16 protein-coding genes are annotated in these 17,603 nt (G+C 52.1%); 9 read left to right on the top strand and 7 right to left on the bottom strand.

The features are described from left to right. Nucleotides 1-230: 230 nt before the first annotated feature. Together H70357_RS05850 and H70357_RS05855 are read left to right on the top strand one after the other, a co-directional pair. Nucleotides 231-962: a ThuA domain-containing protein gene (locus H70357_RS05850; protein WP_038586852.1), complete on the top strand. Its 732-nt coding sequence runs from the start codon at nucleotides 231-233 to the stop codon at nucleotides 960-962. Continuing rightward, on the top strand, nucleotides 963-1,931 hold the full coding sequence (locus tag H70357_RS05855; RefSeq protein ID WP_038586855.1) for a sugar phosphate isomerase/epimerase family protein: 969 nt from the start codon (nucleotides 963-965) through the stop codon (nucleotides 1,929-1,931). A gap of 392 nt (nucleotides 1,932-2,323) precedes the next feature. Here the strand turns inward: H70357_RS05855 and H70357_RS05860 are convergent, their stop codons facing one another. Then, on the bottom strand, nucleotides 2,324-2,833 hold the full coding sequence (locus H70357_RS05860) for a GNAT family N-acetyltransferase (RefSeq protein ID WP_038586857.1): 510 nt from the start codon (nucleotides 2,831-2,833) through the stop codon (nucleotides 2,324-2,326). Nucleotides 2,834-2,977: 144 nt separating this feature from the next. On the opposite strand from H70357_RS05860, the gene H70357_RS05865 reads away from it, so the two are divergent. Next, nucleotides 2,978-3,673, top strand: coding sequence for a copper homeostasis protein CutC (locus tag H70357_RS05865; protein WP_038586860.1), 696 nt, complete (start codon nucleotides 2,978-2,980; stop codon nucleotides 3,671-3,673). A 24-nt stretch (nucleotides 3,674-3,697) separates the two neighbouring features. Here the strand turns inward: H70357_RS05865 and H70357_RS05870 are convergent, their stop codons facing one another. Beyond that, nucleotides 3,698-5,359 carry an AraC family transcriptional regulator gene (locus H70357_RS05870; RefSeq protein WP_052091850.1) on the bottom strand — a complete coding sequence of 554 codons (1,662 nt, stop codon included), beginning with the start codon at nucleotides 5,357-5,359 and terminating at the stop codon, nucleotides 3,698-3,700. Nucleotides 5,360-5,503: 144 nt separating this feature from the next. Continuing rightward, the gene (locus H70357_RS05875) at nucleotides 5,504-6,532 is read right to left on the bottom strand and encodes an ABC transporter substrate-binding protein (protein ID WP_038586862.1); all 1,029 of its coding nucleotides are present in this window, start codon (nucleotides 6,530-6,532) and stop codon (nucleotides 5,504-5,506) included. A 281-nt stretch (nucleotides 6,533-6,813) separates the two neighbouring features. Here H70357_RS05875 and H70357_RS05880 point away from each other — a divergent pair, with 281 nt between their 5' ends. Both H70357_RS05880 and H70357_RS05885 read left to right on the top strand, forming a co-directional pair. Continuing rightward, nucleotides 6,814-7,869: an SPFH domain-containing protein gene (locus tag H70357_RS05880; RefSeq protein ID WP_038586865.1), complete on the top strand. Its 1,056-nt coding sequence runs from the start codon at nucleotides 6,814-6,816 to the stop codon at nucleotides 7,867-7,869. Further along, on the top strand, nucleotides 7,866-8,834 hold the full coding sequence (locus tag H70357_RS05885) for a diacylglycerol kinase catalytic domain-containing protein (protein WP_038586868.1): 969 nt from the start codon (nucleotides 7,866-7,868) through the stop codon (nucleotides 8,832-8,834). Before H70357_RS05880 ends, H70357_RS05885 begins: the two co-directional genes overlap by 4 nt. Before the next feature lie 100 nt (nucleotides 8,835-8,934). Here the strand turns inward: H70357_RS05885 and H70357_RS36490 are convergent, their stop codons facing one another. After that, nucleotides 8,935-9,396: a hypothetical protein gene (locus tag H70357_RS36490; RefSeq protein ID WP_063848017.1), complete on the bottom strand. Its 462-nt coding sequence runs from the start codon at nucleotides 9,394-9,396 to the stop codon at nucleotides 8,935-8,937. A 206-nt stretch (nucleotides 9,397-9,602) separates the two neighbouring features. On the opposite strand from H70357_RS36490, the gene H70357_RS05895 reads away from it, so the two are divergent. From H70357_RS05895 to abc-f, 4 genes are all read left to right on the top strand, one after another. Next, the gene (locus H70357_RS05895; protein ID WP_038586871.1) at nucleotides 9,603-10,514 is read left to right on the top strand and encodes a L,D-transpeptidase family protein; all 912 of its coding nucleotides are present in this window, start codon (nucleotides 9,603-9,605) and stop codon (nucleotides 10,512-10,514) included. A 329-nt stretch (nucleotides 10,515-10,843) separates the two neighbouring features. Further along, nucleotides 10,844-11,293 carry a DUF4362 domain-containing protein gene (locus H70357_RS05900; RefSeq protein WP_038586874.1) on the top strand — a complete coding sequence of 150 codons (450 nt, stop codon included), beginning with the start codon at nucleotides 10,844-10,846 and terminating at the stop codon, nucleotides 11,291-11,293. Nucleotides 11,294-11,298: 5 nt separating this feature from the next. Then, complete coding sequence (locus tag H70357_RS05905; RefSeq protein WP_231578380.1) at nucleotides 11,299-11,790, top strand: GNAT family N-acetyltransferase; 492 nt, start codon at nucleotides 11,299-11,301, stop codon at nucleotides 11,788-11,790. Nucleotides 11,791-12,257: 467 nt separating this feature from the next. Continuing rightward, the gene (gene abc-f / locus H70357_RS05910) at nucleotides 12,258-14,099 is read left to right on the top strand and encodes a ribosomal protection-like ABC-F family protein (protein ID WP_038586877.1); all 1,842 of its coding nucleotides are present in this window, start codon (nucleotides 12,258-12,260) and stop codon (nucleotides 14,097-14,099) included. A 144-nt stretch (nucleotides 14,100-14,243) separates the two neighbouring features. Here abc-f and H70357_RS05915 read toward each other — a convergent pair whose 3' ends face one another. From H70357_RS05915 to H70357_RS05925, 3 genes are read right to left on the bottom strand one after another with little or no spacing between them, the layout of a single operon-like run. Continuing rightward, complete coding sequence (locus H70357_RS05915; RefSeq protein ID WP_038586880.1) at nucleotides 14,244-16,568, bottom strand: carboxypeptidase-like regulatory domain-containing protein; 2,325 nt, start codon at nucleotides 16,566-16,568, stop codon at nucleotides 14,244-14,246. Continuing rightward, a complete protein-coding gene (locus tag H70357_RS05920; RefSeq protein WP_038586882.1) occupies nucleotides 16,558-16,896 on the bottom strand; it encodes a hypothetical protein in 339 nt (112 codons plus the stop codon). The genes H70357_RS05915 and H70357_RS05920 overlap by 11 nt, the downstream gene beginning before the upstream one ends. Continuing rightward, a complete protein-coding gene (locus H70357_RS05925) occupies nucleotides 16,880-17,554 on the bottom strand; it encodes an RNA polymerase sigma factor (RefSeq protein ID WP_379144298.1) in 675 nt (224 codons plus the stop codon). Before H70357_RS05925 ends, H70357_RS05920 begins: the two co-directional genes overlap by 17 nt. Between the last annotated feature and the right edge of the window lie 49 nt (nucleotides 17,555-17,603).

The following is a 17,603-nucleotide window of genomic DNA, read 5'->3' on the forward strand; positions in this document are numbered from 1 at the left end:
CACGCTAATTTTCAAGGATCTTTCAAATTCACCGAACCCGGCAGAATTAAAGGGCCAATTTCCCTTTAAGTGTCGAGAAATGAACATAGCCATGTATTTAGCGGGTGATTTTCCCGCTTTAAGAAACTTAGGACATTAAAGTCCCACATGTATTTTATGCTTATCGATTTTGCATTAACGGAAAACTCAGCATATCCCTGAATTTATCTCAAATTAGGAGTGTGTCCAAAGTGACCAGAGTAACCATATGGAATGAATACCGTCATGAATTGCAGGAGGAACGAATCCGCCGGGTGTATCCGCAGGGAATTCACGGACAACTGGCCGGATTCCTGCAGGAAGCAGGCTTTGATACAGCAACAGCAACCCTGGACGAGCCGGAGCATGGCTTGACGGAAGAGGTGCTGGAGAATACGGATGTGCTGGTCTGGTGGGGGCATGTTGCCCATCAGGAGGTCAGCGACGAGATTGTAAGCCGCGTGTACAACCGGGTTCTGAAGGGAATGGGGCTGATTGTGCTTCACTCCGGCCACATGTCCAAAATCTTCATGAAGCTGATGGGCACCAGCTGCGACCTGAAATGGCGCGAAGCAGAAGAGAAGGAACGTCTCTGGGTAATGGACCCGAGCCACCCGATTGCCGAAGGCATCGGCGAATACATCGACCTGGAGCAGGAAGAGATGTACGGGGCGCATTTTGATGTACCGGCACCGGAGAGCCTCATCTTTGTAGGCTGGTTCGAGGGGGGCAATGTGTTCCCGAGCGGTTCGACTTATCGGCGTGGAAGCGGGAAGATTTTTTATTTCCAACCGGGCCATGAATCATATCCAACCTATTACAACAAGGAAATTCAAAAAGTGATTATCAATGGCGTCAATTGGTGTGCACCAACCAAACGTGATTATCCGGTGTACGGCCATTCCGAAGCTTTGGAGCCAATCAGAGAAAAGGTGGGAATATAAATGAAGTTAGGTGTATTTGATCCGGTATTCGGAAGCTTAACACTCGAAGAGATGCTCGATAAAATTGCTGCCGCTGGCCTGAACGCCGTGGAAATCGGCTCGGGAGGCAATCCGGGCAATGCCCACTGTCCGACCGACGAGCTGCTGGCCAGCGAATCGGCCCGCGAGGTTTATCTCGAACAATTCACCAAACGCGGGATTATCATCAGCGCTTTCAGCTGCCACAATAACCCGATTTCACCGGATAAGGAAGAAGCCCGTCAAGGTGACGAAATTCTGCGCAAGTCGATCAAGCTGGCTTCGCTCATGGGCGTACCGGTTGTCAATACGTTCTCAGGTACTGCCGGGGACAGTGACGACGCCAAAGCACCTAACTGGCCGGTAACTCCTTGGCCTACCGTATACAGCGATATTTTGACCTGGCAGTGGGAACAGAAGCTGATTCCGTACTGGAAGGAAATCGGCAAGCTGGCCGAAGAGCATGGAGTCAAGATCGGTATCGAGCTGCACGGCGGCTTCCTGTGCCATACGCCATATACGATCCTCAAGCTGAGAGAAGCTACCTGCGATGCCATTGGTGCGAATCTCGATCCGAGCCATCTGTGGTGGCAGGGTATTGATCCGGTAGGCGCGATCAAGATTCTCGGCAAGGCAGGCGCGATCCATCATTTTCACGCCAAGGATACCTATCTTGACCAGGACAACATCAACATGTACGGCTTGACCGATATGCAGCCTTATGGGGATGTACAGACCCGGGCCTGGACCTTCCGCTCCGTAGGCTGCGGGCACAGCATCTCCGAATGGTCGGATATTATGAGCGCGCTGCGCACTTACGGCTACGACTATGTAGTAAGCATTGAGCATGAAGATCCGCTGATGTCGGTGGATGAAGGATTCTACCGGGCTGTCACCAATCTGCAGTCCATTCTCATCCGCGACCAGCCACTGGATATGTGGTGGGCGTAAAGGGATTTTAGTTCTGTCTATAGCAAAAGCCGGTGTTTCTGCGAATCGCAGAAACACCGGCTTTTATTTTAACCGCACGCGAGCTGCAAGGCGGAATGAAGGGTAAAAGTGCACTTGATTCCGTCGTACGCGCGCAACATGTTGGAAGTTGTCCGATCGCTTCAGGCTAGTGAAAATACTGCACGTTATACAATAATGCAGGTTCTTTTTTATCCAGCCTTAAGTGAGCAAGCTTATTTACTATATAGAGTGAACTTAATAATCTAACTTACTGTATTGGTGAAACCATTGACCCGCATTTCATCAGTAAGCATGCCATCATTCTTTAGTTCAGCTTATATAGCTTCTATTTCGACTTGTGCCCTGGCAAAGATGAGTGTGCCTTTTTTTGTTCAAATTAACTTATAATATAATACCGTAGCATCCAGTTGCCCGTTGGCTGACCGGCAATAATTCGGGATTCGGCCTGCCTCGATGTATCCCCGTGATTGATAGAGCAGGTTGGAGGGATCGCCTTCCCGCGTATCCAGTACAAGCAGTGTTCTGTCTGCTGCTGCTGCGGCTTGTTCGGCGGTATCGAGCAGCAGTCCGGCGATGCCCTTGCGGCGGTGCTCTGGGTGAACCATCAGTTTGGCAATTTCCGCGCGGTGCCGGGCATTGGCTTTGGCGGCTAAATGGAGCTGCACTGTACCCGCAATTTTGTCGCCCTCCATTGCTGTCCAGAGCAGCACATGCGGATCAGGGACGCTTTTCCAATAGGCTGAAGCTTCCTCAGCTGTGACCGGAGGGAGAAATCCGATCGAGGCGCCATCTTCCACTACTTCTGTCAACAGCCCGCTCAATTCAAGCTCTGTCTCCGGCAGTAATGTTTCCAATAGTACAACATTGATTTTAGAGTTCATCGGATTTAGTTCCTTTCACCAATAAAATGTAACAGCTAAATACAATAGAATGAATTCTGTATTATTCTCATTATACTTATGGGAGGTAAATTAACAAAAGATAAAAGGCATGGATGAATATAATCAAGGAGAGGAAGTGGAGCAATGCTGTTAGAGGTCATTGCAACGACCGTAAATGATGCCGTCCTTGCCGAACGGCATGGAGCAGACCGGATTGAGCTGATTTCAGGCATCCTGGAGGGGGGACTGACTCCCAGCCTGGGGCTGATGGAAGGCGTGCGCGAAGCCGTGGGCATCCCGGTCAGAGTCATGGTGCGGCCGCATGCCCGGTCATTCCGTTATGATAAGGCGGATGCGGAGACGATGCTGCGAGACATCCGCCATATTGCCGCCATAGGAGGGCTGTCGGTGGTCATGGGAATGCTCCGCCGCGACCGGACGGTGGATGAAGAGCTGCTCAAGCAGCTGCTTCAGGCTGCAGACGGCATGGAGGTGACCTTCCACCGGGCCTTTGATGAGGCTGCAGATCAGCTCGAAGCCCTGGAGGTTCTGTCACGCTACCCTCAGGTGACGGATATTCTGACCTCCGGAGGGCAGCGGACTGCGCCCGAAGGCGCGGAAAGGATTGCGGTGCTTGAGCGTTTATCCTCCGCGAAATCCGTCTCCATTCTGGCCGGAAGCGGCCTCAAAGCTTCTGGCCTGAGGGAGTTTCTGGGTGAAACAGCTGTGGAACGGGTGCATTTCGGGTCCGCGGTAAGAGAAGACGGCGATCCGCTGCGGCCGATTGATCCCGGGCGGCTGCAGGAAGTCCGTTCGATTCTGGATCTATGGGGAAAGTGAACTGAATGTAGGCAGCTCCTTCGTTCATACCGGCTGACCGCCTAGCAGCTTGGGCAGCAGATTGAGCAGCTTCTCCCGGGTTAACGCGTCTGCAGAGTTCCATTTCGCGTTCTCTAGCAGATAGACTTGGCCTTTCTGCACGGCGGGAAGGCTGTTCCAGAGCGGGCTCCGCATCAGCTGCTCCATGGCCTCCCGCGAGTCCTTGCGCTCCGGAATGAGCATGAAGATCCGGTCTCCCGCATAGGTATGCAGCTGCGCCGGATCGACCTCGGCGAATCCGAGCTCTTGATCCAGAATGCCCCGGATCACCTCAGGCGGCTGCAGGCCGCCAGGGGCATATAGGGCACTGGAAAGCCCGGTCCTTCCCATGGCGAACAGATGGTTTCCGTGGTCGTATATCAGCGCGGAGGCCGTCTCTCCGGGCTGGAGTGTTTCCTCGTAAAGACGCTGCCACATGGCGGCGTTTTTGGCATGGAAGGATGCCAGCCAAGCCTCGGCTTCACGCTGCTTGCCCAGCCAGCTTCCCAGTATCCGCATCCGCTGTTCGAGAGGTGCGAAAGAATCGAAGGTCAGTGCCGGAGCTATGCTTGAGACGACCCGGTAAGCCCGCTCATCCGCGTTGGCGAAAATAATCAGATCGGGATTTAATGAGGCAGTCAGCTGCGGGTCCAGCGGAAAACCGACATTGGCCAGCTTCTTGAGCCGGTGCTTATAAACGCTGTTCCGCGCAAAAGCCTCATCTCCGCCGACAGGCTTCACGCCCAGCGCGAGCAGATCGCCCAGCGTTTCTCCGTGATAGACAATACGTCGTGGCCGTTCAGGGATCTCCACCTGATGGCCGGTCCAATCCTTGACCGTCGGCTTCCGGCGCTGCGTATAGGCGTATTGTCCAGGGGTGACCCCGGTCTTCTGGCGGAAGCGGCGGCTGAAATAATATTCATCAGAGAAGCCAACCTGCCGGGCGATTTCCCGCAGGGGTTCAGCGGAGTCCAGTAAAAATTGCTTCGAATGGTGAATGCGCAGCTCGGTCAGATAATCGAGCGGTTTTGAGCCGGTAAGCTTTTGGAAGAGCGGAGTATACTGCCAGAGCGAGATGCCTGCAAGTTCTGCCAGCTGCTTCACCGTGATGCTCTCCATATAGTGCTTCTGCATATAATCCACAGTTCTTTCCACGGATTCCGCAGGACTTGGCAGCTGTCCGGAAGGATAATTGTGCTCGAAGAGCAGCAGCAGCAGTTCCTGAAATTTCAATTGCTGCTTGTAGTGCTGCACATCGTCGCCGCTGTTTTCCTTCATCACCAGTTCTTCCGCCAGACGGATGACTCTGGTGAACGGATGAACGATTAATTCCCGTCTGCCCGGCAGCAACTTCCCGGCATAACGCTCCGGACGTTCGGCCGCATGAATGGCTGTAAAAGAGATAAGGTAATAATACAGAGTCATCTCCGGATTGTCCGCGCTATAGGAGGTTCCGGGAGACAACAGGTAACACTTATCGGCACTCAGCGGCGCAATCTGGCCGTCAATATGCAGCACTCCGCTGCCGCCCGTAAAGACAAGAAGCGTATGACAGAGTGGTGTCTGCTGTACTGGGCAGGAGTCGGCAGGCTGAATAATCAGTTCGGCGTTGGACAGCTGAAACAATAGCGAGCGAAGAGGGAGAGGTGGCAATGAGGGATGCTGCAAGGTACGGTCTCCCTTCAATAGTGAGAATGATTATCAATAAATACATTGTATATAAAACAAAGAAGCTTATCAACTGGCGTTGACAAGCTTCTTCGTGTCAGATATGTCTCCGTTTAAACACCGGGACCCTAAGAAAGGGATGGATTATTTATTATTCAGCAATTTAGGGATTTCTCCCAGCAGCCATTCACGGGTAGTTGCATCGCTTGATGTCTTCATAATGTCTTGTGTGTAGACATAGCCGTTCTTGACAGCGGGAAGACTCTTCCACACCTGACTTTTCAGCATTGCTTCTGTGGATTGCTTGGCTTCATCGGCAACAGGAGTCAGCAGGAAAATCCGGTCTCCGGAATATTGTTCAATCGCCTCCATAGATACTTCCTGGAATCCCATACCTTCGTCAAGCACCTTCTGGATCGCGGGGGTTGGCTTGAAGCCATTCTCACCATACAGCACCTGCGAAAGTCCGGTGGTGGCCATTACGAACAGCCGGTCACCGGGATAATAGGTGAAGACAGCTGCGGTTTCTCCCTCTTTCATCAGACCGTCGCTTTTCAATTGCTCCCACATGGCGGTTTCCTTTGACTTGTACTGGGCCAGCCAGGCTTCCGCTTCAGCCGATTTATCAAGAAGTCCGCCGATTTCCGCCATCCGTTCCTGCAGCGGGGCGAAAGTATCGAAGATTACAGTGGGTGCAATTTTGGACAATGCCTCGAAATCCGCTTCGTCCGTTCCTGCATAGATGATCAAGTCGGGTTGAAGCGACAAAGTCTTCTCCAGGTTAATCGGGAATCCTACATCCTCGACACCCTTCAACTGGTCTTCGAACACCTGGCCATCGCCCATCGAAAGCGGATAACCGACTGCTTGCACACCCAATGCCAGTAAGTCACCATAGGTTTCTCCGGAGTAAACTACACGTTTCGGTGTAACCGGAATCTCCATAGTATGGCCTTTGTAATCTGTATACGAGCGGGTTTTTGCTGCAGCTTCACCAGTGTCAGCGTCGGATGCCTCCGGAGCAGGTGATGCGCTCGCGGCGGTATTGCTGCCAGCAGAGCTAGCCGCAGCATTGCCGGCAGGTGGTTCCTCAGAGTTTCCGCACGCGAGCAGAAGAGTGCTCATCACGAAGATGACACATAACGCGGCGAAGGGTTGTCTTGCCTTTTTCATAGAATCTTGCCTCCCCAGAAATATATAACGATTAACAATAATGATAATCATTCTCGTTAGAAACCAATCTTAAAGGAAACCCGTTCTTTACTCAATGGACAAAATTCAAACTGTCCTTTCATTTTGTACAAATCTGTTGCTCCCGGATGGGAAGAAGTAGTTGCGTTGCTTCAAAAAAAATTAGTTGCAGTGTGTTATTAACAACTTGATAATATCAAATATTCATGCTAAACTGTTGTTAATAACAAAATGTTAATAACATAAACCAGGAGGTTTTGTCCATGTTCGGATTCCGATTCGTGAAATTCCAGCCCAGTGATTATGTACTCAAGGTGAAGAACGGCAAAGTCGTCCGTGAAGGCATCGGTCTTTCTTTTCATTATTACGTGCCGACTACGTCGGTTGTTGTAGTGCCGGTATCCTCGATTGATGTCCCGTTTATGTTCGAAGAGATTACGAGCGATTACCAGACGGTGACCGTCCAGGGCCAGCTGACCTACCGGATCGTCGATTACCGCAAGACCACACAAATTCTCAATTATACCTACAATTTGAAAAAGAACACGTACCTGTCCGATGATCCCGGCAAGCTGGCCCAGCGGGTCATCAACATCGCCAAGGTGCTGACCAAGAAGCAGCTGGAGCAGCTGCCCCTGCGGGAAGCCATCCAGTCAAGCGAACGTCTGGCCAAGACCATTACCGGGGAGATTGAACGGAACGCGGAAATTGAGAAGCTGGGGATCGAGCTGATGGGGCTGTCGATTCTGGCGATTGTTCCGAACAAGGAGACCCTTCGTGCACTGGAGGCGCAGGCCAGAGAAGAAATTCTCCGCAGCGCAGACAATGCGCTGTATGAACGGCGCAATGCCTCCATTGAGCAGGAGCGGCGGGTGAAGGAAAACGAGCTGAATACGGAGATTGCTGTTGAGACGAAGAAGAAGCAGATCCGTGAGACCCAGCTGGATGCAGAGCGTTCAGTAAAGCAAAAGCAGAACGAAATGAAGGAAGAGCAGCTCAGCTTCGATACCGCACTGGAAGAGAAGAAGCAGGAGCTGATCGAACTCACTGTGGCCAACCAAAGAGCGGAAGCGGATGCCAAAGCCTACGAGCTGTCGGCGGTGATGAATTCGCTGCAGGGGGTATCGCCAAATGTGCTGCAGGCACTGACCAATGTCGGCATGAAGCCGGATAAGCTGATCGCCATCGCCTTCCAGGAGCTGGCTGAGAATGCCGGGAAGATCGGCCAGCTGAACATTACGCCGGATCTTCTGCAGGGAATTATGGCCGGATCGGCCGGAAACGGGGCAGGTGCGGCGAGAGGAGCGGGAGGGCGATGAGCGGCCGGATGTCCGAGAATAAAATCATTCTGATCAAACGCAAAACACGGCTGGAAGAGCTGGTGGTCCGCTACAATACGATCCAGCAGGCCCAGTTCTATATTGAGCGGCTGGGTGCGGATTTCAGCGACTATATCAGCGAGGATCATCATTACCGCAAGGCGGTGGAGACGGCAGTGATTGAGCTGAGCGCCATAGGCAGAGTTCAGCTGCTGGAGCGGCAGCATGTCCCGAATTTCATCTTCGGTGATGAGGATACAGTGGTTGTGCTTGGGCAGGACGGACTTGTAGCCAATACACTGAAATACTTGCGGGAGCAGCCGTTGATTGGTGTTAATCCCGATCCGCTGCGCTGGGATGGAGTGCTGCTGCCGTTCACCGTCAAGGATCTGCGGCTCCTTCTGCCTGAGGTGTTCCGGGGCCAGCGCCAGGTGCGCGAAGTGACCCTTGCCCGGGCGGAGCTTAATGACGGCCAGAGCCTGTACGGTGTCAATGATTTGTTCATCGGCCGCAAAACCCATGTGTCTGCACGTTACCAGCTTCAACTGAATGATGTAACCGAGCAGCAGTCCTCCAGCGGCATCATTGTCTCCACCGGGATGGGTTCGACCGGCTGGCTCAAGAGCGTCCTCGCCGGAGCGACGGGCATTGTCCGCAGCGCAGCCGGGCTGCAAGTGGATGCGGAAGCGGAGGCAGTACTTGGCTTGGCCGGTTCCGGGCAGCGGCTGGCCTGGGATCATCCGCATCTTTATTTCACGGTGCGGGAACCTTTCCCCAGCCGTACGACCTCCGCCGGAGTTGTCTTCGGGCAGATCGGCGCTCAGCAGCCGCTGCGGATTACCTCGCAGATGCCGGAGGACGGAGTCATTTTCAGCGATGGAGTTGAAAGCGACTTTCTGGAGTTCAATTCCGGGGTGGAGGCCACCATCAGTCTGGCTGAGAAAAGAGGGAGACTGGTAGTGTGAAGCTATGGTCAACAGCCGATTTGCCGTATGGATAAGCACAAAAGGCTGTCTCAAGCAGAATAATCTGCCGGAGACAGCCTTTTCGAAAGATAAGCAAGTCCTATTGAAAGTTCCGTCCTTGATTCATCAATGAGCCATAGTTTTGGCCGGTAGGAGAACCGGTATGTGATGGCATCGGATTGAACGACGGGTTCAGCGGGGTATGCACCGAATGCATAGGCTGCTGTTGACCATAGGAAGGGTTAAAGGATGGGTTGAAGGACGGGTTAAAGCTTTGAGCGCCTGTAGTATTTCCGGCAAATTGAGAGGACTGCTCAAGCTGTCTAAGCGTCTGTGTAACCTGCTGCAGCTGCTGAATGGCTGTGTTATGGCCCTGCAGCGCATTTTGAATAATTTGACTCGCCTTGTGCTCACGTTGGGCCAGTTCTTCCAGTCTTACCGCATTCTGCTGCTCCTGCTGGAGAAGCTGCTGATAATTCTGGCTGGCTTGCTGTGTCTGGCTCACAAGCTGTTGAATGATTTGTTCGCAATGACTGATCTGGCTGGAAAGGTTTGAATTCAAAGTGATTTGCCTCCTTGGGCGTTTGAGTTTGAACTTGCGGATTTATTATCTCTGAGGGGTCGGCGGAATATTCATGCAAATTCAGTTTTCGGGAGTATGGGACAAACAAGAACGAATAGGTACAGGCAGCGGTGCAACTAATGAACTCTGATTTCGTCTATGTAGATGAGTTACCATAATCACCCATAACCTGGAGGTGGGGCAACATGAATCTGCATGATACGGCCGGCTGGTGCAAGGCTTATTGGGCACGCAGTCTCAAGCTGGCGCTAATGTTTGTGCTGCTGTTTACGGCTTGCTTTACCGGAGCGGCGGCAGCAAAGGCAGCGTCGTCAGAGCTGATCATTGTCAACAAGAAGACAAACAAACTTGGTTATTTCAGCGGCGGCAAGCTGGAGAAGATTTTTCCGGTTGCAACGGGCAAAACGAAAAGCCTGACCCCTGAAGGCAGCTTTCCGATTGTGGTCAAGGTCAAGAACAGACCTTACTACAAGGAGAAAATTCCCGGCGGAGATCCGGCCAATCCGCTCGGTGACCGCTGGCTCGGACTGAAAGTGAACGGCACGATGGGCACAACCTATGCCATTCACGGCAACAATAATGAATCCTCCATCGGCAAATATGTCAGCGCCGGCTGCATCCGGATGCATAATGACGATATCCACTGGCTGTATCCGCGGGTGGCCAAGAATACAACCGTTATTATTACGTCCTCCTCATCGGATATGGAAACCATTGCTACCAAAGCAGGTTATACACTCGGCCATAAAGTGTTCGCCGGGACGTTCATCATTCACGGTGAAAGTGTAAAGCTAGAGGATCCTTTTGTAGTGGAGGACTCCAAAGTCTTTATACCTCTCAGAGAATCCGTCGCCCTCTGGGGCGGAACATTGAAACTTCAGCCAGGGACCGGTGCACTTATTATTACCGTCGGGGATCGCACCGTGATTCATAAACCTCAGACTGCTCAAGCGGTAGTTAATGGAAAAGTGGTTGCAATAACAGCTTCACGGCTGGAGAGCAGCAGGCTGCTCATTCCGCTGGACAATGTCACCGGGCTATTCGGATTGCAGTTCACCTGGAAGCCGAAAGAGCAGACAGTGACTTTCGCGGACTAATGTAACGTTCATCGTAATTGTATGACCGCAGACGGGAGGGCATCCGGCTGTGGTCTTTTTAACATATATATAGATTCAACTTGAAAACTTGAGATAAGGGAAAGGAGCAGCGAAGGGGAATTTTGGAACTGGAGGAACGGTAGTGTCCGCCTTTGTCTTCGGATTTCTACCGCTAATTGTGGTTAAAATCAAGAAATTCGAAGACAGCAGCGGCCGGAAGTCCAAATATTCCCCGTAGTTGCGACGTTGTTCGCTTCATCGGGAATAGAGCAGGATTTACAGGATAAATATTGAAGTTATAGGTAGGTAAGTGCAAAAGGAGGTTTTCGATGAAAGCTTTGTTTACAACCCTTTATGTTATAATCTGCACAGCTATGCTGCTGGCCTGCAGCCGTTCCTATGATCCTGACGAAGCTGCGGAACGCGGGGATGTTGTAGACCTTCATGGGATGATTACCAATGCAGAGCGACTGGATGAGTTTCTTGGCAATATAGAGGAGAACCACTCCGATAAGGTCAGGGTTACACAGTACACGGAGGAAGCAGACCCGATCTATATTGATCTTGCCTATAATGGAGAAACGGTGAAATTTAAATATGACAATACCCACGATGAGTACGCAAAAGGTAAAGTCAGGACCAGTGTCTGCAAAGGAATCAGTAAAGAGGTCACCGATAAGAAGATTGAATATAAGCTGACTGGATGCTCCGGCAAAAATAGTGATCTGGCGGATTCTTTCAGTCTGAGGATACAAGGAAAACAACTGAGTGAGGAGTGAGCCGTATGATGCTGAATTTGACCAGCCGGGCTTTAGCACAGGAGGATCTGGAATCGATCTGTGCGTTTGTCCAGAACGCCGAAGAAGTTTTTTGTGTAAGCCCGAAATTCCGGTATCCGCTGACAGCGGAGCAAATCCTGAAGAGGCTGGAGAACAGATATAGTCCGACAGTCATTGTATCCGGGGATGCGCCGGAGCCGCTTGCCTATGCCAATCTTTATGATAAGGATGAGAAGAGCCATACGATTTGGCTGGGCAATGTGATTGTAAGTCCAAGCTACCGGGGCACAGGGGCTGCGGCTTACCTGATCCAAACCATGATGGACATCGCCAAGCAGGAGCTTGGAGTCCGGACGATGAAGTTATACTGCCACAATACGAATACAAGAGCGCTGCTGTTCTATTGCAAGCAGGGGTTCAGCCCCTGCGGAAGTAAGGTGCTGGTCAAACCGGATGGCGAGAAGCTTGTAGGGATCGCAATGCAAAAAGAGCTATGACCCTGCGAGACTGAGACTGCTATGATTTCCTATGAGGAGATCCCACTCGGAGTTGATGCTGATCACAGGTAGCTCTTAACTATAATTATTCTTGACCTTGCTTATCGTGGGCAGGCTTTATATACTGTAACCAATAATAAATTCGGACAATTACGGAGGTTCACCCGACTGATGAATAACTAACACGTTTCCCAGCAACAGACCAGTTAACTTGTGATGTGCTTATGCACAAGCCACGGGACGCCCTTGTAGGGTGTACGGTCAGGGATACGTGTGTCGTTCGGGGCCTATACGATGCTAATAGAGGATAGAAGCTGGTGTTGACGGCTTGCCCTTCAATTAAACAGGGGGAGGCTTCGTCCGCACCACTGTTTCCTGGCATCTCTCCCCCTTCATACACAACTCTACCGCAGGCCGCTGGCTGCGGTTTTTTTAGTTTCGGTATTTGATGAAGCGGAGGAATGAACATGACCAAGACCTTAATAAAAGCCAAAAATATACGCAAAGAGTGGAATGGCATTGCCCTATTTGAAGGTGTGTCGTTTGAAATCACAGAAGGGGAACGCGTGCTGTTATTCGGGCGCAACGGGATCGGCAAGACGACGCTGCTGCAAGGACTGCTCGGCCGTCTGGCCTTTGAGGAGGGCAGTGTCTCTTACGGGTTGCCCGCGGAGGAATGGGGTGTGCTGGACCAGCAGCTGGAGATTTCAGTTGAAATGTCCGTGCTGGAGTATGTTTTCTCCGGCTGGAAAGAGCTAGCTGCGCTTAAAGGCAGGCTGGAGACACTGGGCAAGCAGCTTCAGGATACGGAAGGTGCCGATGCGGAGGCGGTGGCCAAATATGGAGAAATCTATGAGAGCTATCTGCAGTTGGACGGCTATGGCTGGGAAGCCAAGGTGGAGAAATGCCTCAGACAGCTGAAGCTTGATCCTGCGCTATGGGGCCAGCCGTACCGCCTGCTCAGCGGCGGCCAGAAGACACGGGTTCAGCTCGCTGCGCTGCTCGCCCGGCAGCCCAAGCTGCTGGTCCTGGATGAGCCGACGAATCATCTGGACAATGAGACGATGGAGTGGCTGGAGGAATGGGTACGGAGCTATCCCGGTACGGTATTGTACGTTTCCCATGACCGTACTTTCATTGACCGGACAGCTACTGCTGTGCTGGAGCTGACTCCACAGGGCTGCCGCCGTTATCCTGGCGCCTATAGGGAATACCGCGAGCAGAAAGCGCTGGAGGCCCGCACGCTTGAAGGGAAATACAAAAAGCAGGAGCAGGAGAAAGAGCAATTGCTGGAGAGTATCCGCCGTTACGCGGAATGGTTCCAGCAGGCGCACCGCGCCGCCGGACAGAACGATTTCCTGCGCTCGAAATCGAAGAAAAATGTTTCCCGCCTTCATGCCAAGGAGGCCAGCCTGGCAAGGCTGGAGAAAAACCGCGTGGAGCTGCCGAAAGCAGCACCCAAGCTGAGCATGAAGCTGGAGAGTGAAGCTTTCCAGGGAGATGCGCTGCTGAGCTTACACAATATCCGCTGTGCCTATGGAGACAACCCGGCGCTGCTGGAGGACTTCAATCTCTCCTTGCGGCGGGGCGACCGGCTTGCCGTTCTGGGACCGAACGGTGCCGGGAAGTCCACGCTGCTGAAGCTGATCGCAGGAGTTACACAGCCCTCCGGCGGTGAAGTGACCCAACATCCGCGTACTCAAATCGGGTATTTTGCTCAAGAGCTGGATCACCTCGATCCTGAATCAACCTTACTTGACAGCCTGCTGGAATTGCCGGGGATGACGCAGACGGAGGCGCGGACGATTCTGGGCTGCTTTTTATTCCCCCGGGAAGATGTCTTTAAGCACATTGGCGACCTTAGTATGGGCGAGAAATGCCGGGTCGCGTTCCTCAGGCTCTACTTCGGCAGAGGCAATCTGCTGGTGCTGGATGAACCGACCAATTACCTGGATATCGACACCCGGGAACGGGTGGAAGAGGCACTTGCGGCCTATCCGGGCGGGCTGGTTATCGTCTCCCATGACCGTTATCTGCACACTAAGGTCGCCAACCGGCTGCTGCTGCTGGAGCATGGGCGGAGACCGCAGTTCTTCCCGGGCACTTATGAGGAATATACTGCAAAGGAACGCGGCCGGGTGCTGACTCCTGAGGAGCAGACGCGTGAAGGAGAATTGCAGTTGCTGGAGATGAGCCTGGCCCGGCTTATGCGGAGCGATGCCCTGGAGACAGAGGAAGAGAACCGGGAACTGATGGCGGAGATTGTGAATCTGCGGAAAGCCATCGGGACGCTGCTGGAGGAAAATTGAATATATTGGCGAATAATTTCTTGCCGGAACATATGTAGTAAATAAAGCCGCACTGGATGAACTGAAGTAAAACAAAAGGGGATAGAAACGGGTTGTTCAACTACCCGATTCTATCCCTTTACTTGTCTCCGGGAAAAGTGCCCCTTAACTAACTTCAAGTACGGCCTTCATGAAGTTTTTCAGTGCTGAAGGCTCCCCCTCCGTAGTCCATTGTTGCAATGCCTCCGATTCCCCTGCGGCATAAGAAGCAAGCTTCTCTTGCAGCAGTTTGTCAAAAACCTCCGGCTGTTTTTCCCGCTCAGATTGAAGCTTCAAGATCAGCAGAGGCCAGCGGTATCCGCTTGTTCGGTATCCGTGCTCAGGATAACGTTTCGCTAGCTCCAGCACGGAGGTGAGCGGCTGGCCGGCGGCTAGTTCCGCCGCCAGATAGCTGCCGATAAAGCGGTGGCTGAGGTCTTCCTCCAGCGCAACGGCGAACTGCTTACGGGCCTCTGCCAATTGCCCCTGAAACATAAGTGCGGTGGCATGGATGGCCATCTCATAAGAGCTTGGTTTTTCCTGAATAAGCTCATTATACATGGAGTAATATTTGTTATAGTTCACCCAGTCGGCGTGGTCAAAGTAATGATCTACAAGTGAAAAGGTAAAATTGGCATCCGGACGCAGCTGAACGAGCTGGATTAACAAGGGGATTGTCGCATCCTCCGCTTGTTTATCTTTTGCATAGGAGGCTTTGGCTGTCAGGAGATGAGTCAGCATTTTCAGGGCATGGGCATCCTGCGGATTTGCGGCGTAGTCCCGGCGATAGGCCTGCAGTGCCTGTTCGAGCTTCTTGTCCTTAACAAGCTTGTCTGCGGCAGTAAGTGTACGCGACTTGTAATAGAAGAAAGGCAGATTGCCCACGGTATCATCGTTCAGCCGGTAGCCGTTGCTGCGGGTGAGCAGCTTGCCTTGCTCATCAAAAGCATCGATGGTCCACGAGAACCGGCCTTCAGGGTCTGCGAACCCAAGCAGGGAGGACGGTTCAATAGTTTTCCAGTCATCTGCACCGCCGCTGATCGAGAAGCCGCCGGCATCGTATAACTCTTCCGCCGGGATGGATACCTTGTTGTCCTTAATGTTCTGCCGAACTATGGTAGTGAATGAGCCGTCTTCTATATTAACGGTGCCGCTCAGGTTGTAATATGCTGCAGTTTTGACCGGCTCCCATTCAAATTTAACGGAGGAACCGGTAACCACTTGTGAATTGACAGGAGATTTCAGTTCAAGCAGCGGCTGCAGAACGATATTTTCGGTTAAATCGTCCCCCGGCTTGATTTCAATCCAGTCATCAGACTGTACAGGCCAGGCCCAACCGTCGATCTGGGCAAAGCTGACGCCGATCTGAAGCTGATAGAAGCCGGGAATGACCCCGCTGAATTGATAATGTCCGCTCTCATCAGTAACGATTTGATAGGGTTCGGTATTGCGCATAACACTATGATGGACCTCACTTTCTGCACGGAGAAAGATGCCGGCCCGCGACACCGGGGTTCCATCGCTTTTGGAGAGTGTACCCTGTAGGGTCGCCGGTGTATGGATACCCATATCTAGAGCAGATTGCAGTGCCGTCCGGAGGGCAATAAGTCTGATGTCGCTGTCAGTAGTTCCCTGCTCGAAGGCTTCAGCGCTGCTGCCATTGCCGCTTTCTCCTGAATGGATTGACTGTAGTTCGTCCCCGCCATATTCCTTTTTCAGTTCTTTCCATCCCACCCGGTATTGTTCCAGCGCGGTTGTAACCAGAGTTAATGCCTCACGGCTTTTCCCCTGGGCAAAAAGCAGTCGTCCGCCAAGCCAGGCCGTACGGGCATCCATTTCCAGATCGTTGTTCTGGACAGGGGAATCCGCTTGTTTCAGCAGGTCGTCCGCCGCTGTGAAATTACCGCTGTTCAGTGCCCGTTCTGCCCGGATCAGCGTTAGTTCCTTTGCCAAGGAAGAGGGGCTGCTAATCCGCTCCACCGCAGCTGCCAGTGCCTGGTCAGCCTCATCATCCATTGTGCCAATCACGTCGTACTCATAGAGCAGCTGCTTGACCGCATTCAGCATAGAATAGTCAGCAGGGCCTTGCATAATATACTCCTGCAGGAATTTGATCCTGTCTCCGGGCAGCAGAGGGGAATGAGTTTCTTCGTTTTCACTTTGTGATGACTGAGTCATCGAAGCTCCGATATACACATTGAAGCTGTACGAAGTATCTAGATTGCCGGGTTCAATGATCTTTGTGCGGATCAGCTCCATCCGTTTGCTGCCGGTGCTGCCATTTAGAGTACTGAGAAGTTTTATTCGATCATCCTTGGCTGTGGAAGCCGTTAAGGCGGGGGTTCCTGTTCCGGATCGTGAGAAAGGCAGTACAACAGCTACTATAGCCAACAGAGAGAGGGGCAGCAGCACAAACAGCACCAGGTGTTTGACCTTTAATTTAATTTTCATACCGTTTCACCGCCCGCTCATAGATGTCTTTCCAGTACATATTGCCTCCGGCTTTGATTAATTCACGTTGTCCCGGCTGCTGAACTGCTTGCTGGGTTTCAGTACCGGTATGCGGTGAATATAACAGCAGTGCTCCTGTTACGAGGATTGCCGTGAATGCGCCAACAGCTTTGAGCGGAATTTCCAGCTCCTTGTTCCACAGTGCCAGCAGACGGGCCCGGCCCGTAGGAGGGTGGGTTTGCCGCAGTACCTGTTCATGACCTGTGAAAGTGACGGGACGGAGCTCCTCATCAAGCCGCTGTTTGATTTGTTCACGATCCGTATTCATAGGAAATGCCCTCCTTCTCCAAAGTCTGCTTAAGCAGCATCCGGCCTCTGGCCAGACGGGATTTAACCGTATTCTCCGCTGTATTCAGCTCCGCGGATATTTCGCGGATGCTCATTTCATGGAAATAGTACAAGGTCAGACTTTCACGATAGATGTAATCCAGGCTTCGGACGGCTTCAACCAACCGCACATGATGCCATTCCACCATAAAATGTTCTTCCGCTCCAGCGGAGGCACCGGACTCTTCCATCCATTGTCCGCTCTCTGCCGCAGGAAAAATGCTCCGCCAGCTCCACGTCCGCTGCTTCATCCGGCAGCGGTTGACAACAATGGAAACCAGCCAGGCCTTTAACCGCTGCGGATCCTGAAGCTGGGCCATTTTGGCGTAAGCCTGAATGAAGGTATCCTGCACGGCTTCTTCGGCAGATTGCTGGTCTTTAAGCAGCAGGCAGGCGGTTCTGAGCAGCATATCACCATAAAGCTCCATCAACAGGCGGAGAGCCGACTCATCCCTAGCAATAATTCTTTCTATAATATCCAGATGAAGCTCCCCTCCCTTTACTATTAAGATGCGTGCTGGTGGGTTATGGTTGCGTAAGCAGGCGATTTTTTCCTGAGATGCTAAATAAGAGTTGAATAGTAGAACGAAATAACTCAAAAGTAACTATGCGGAGTTGTCCAAATAGCTGCTTTTTTATTTATTTTTT

The organism is Paenibacillus sp. FSL H7-0357, from assembly GCF_000758525.1.
GTDB lineage: Bacteria > Bacillota > Bacilli > Paenibacillales > Paenibacillaceae > Paenibacillus_AQ.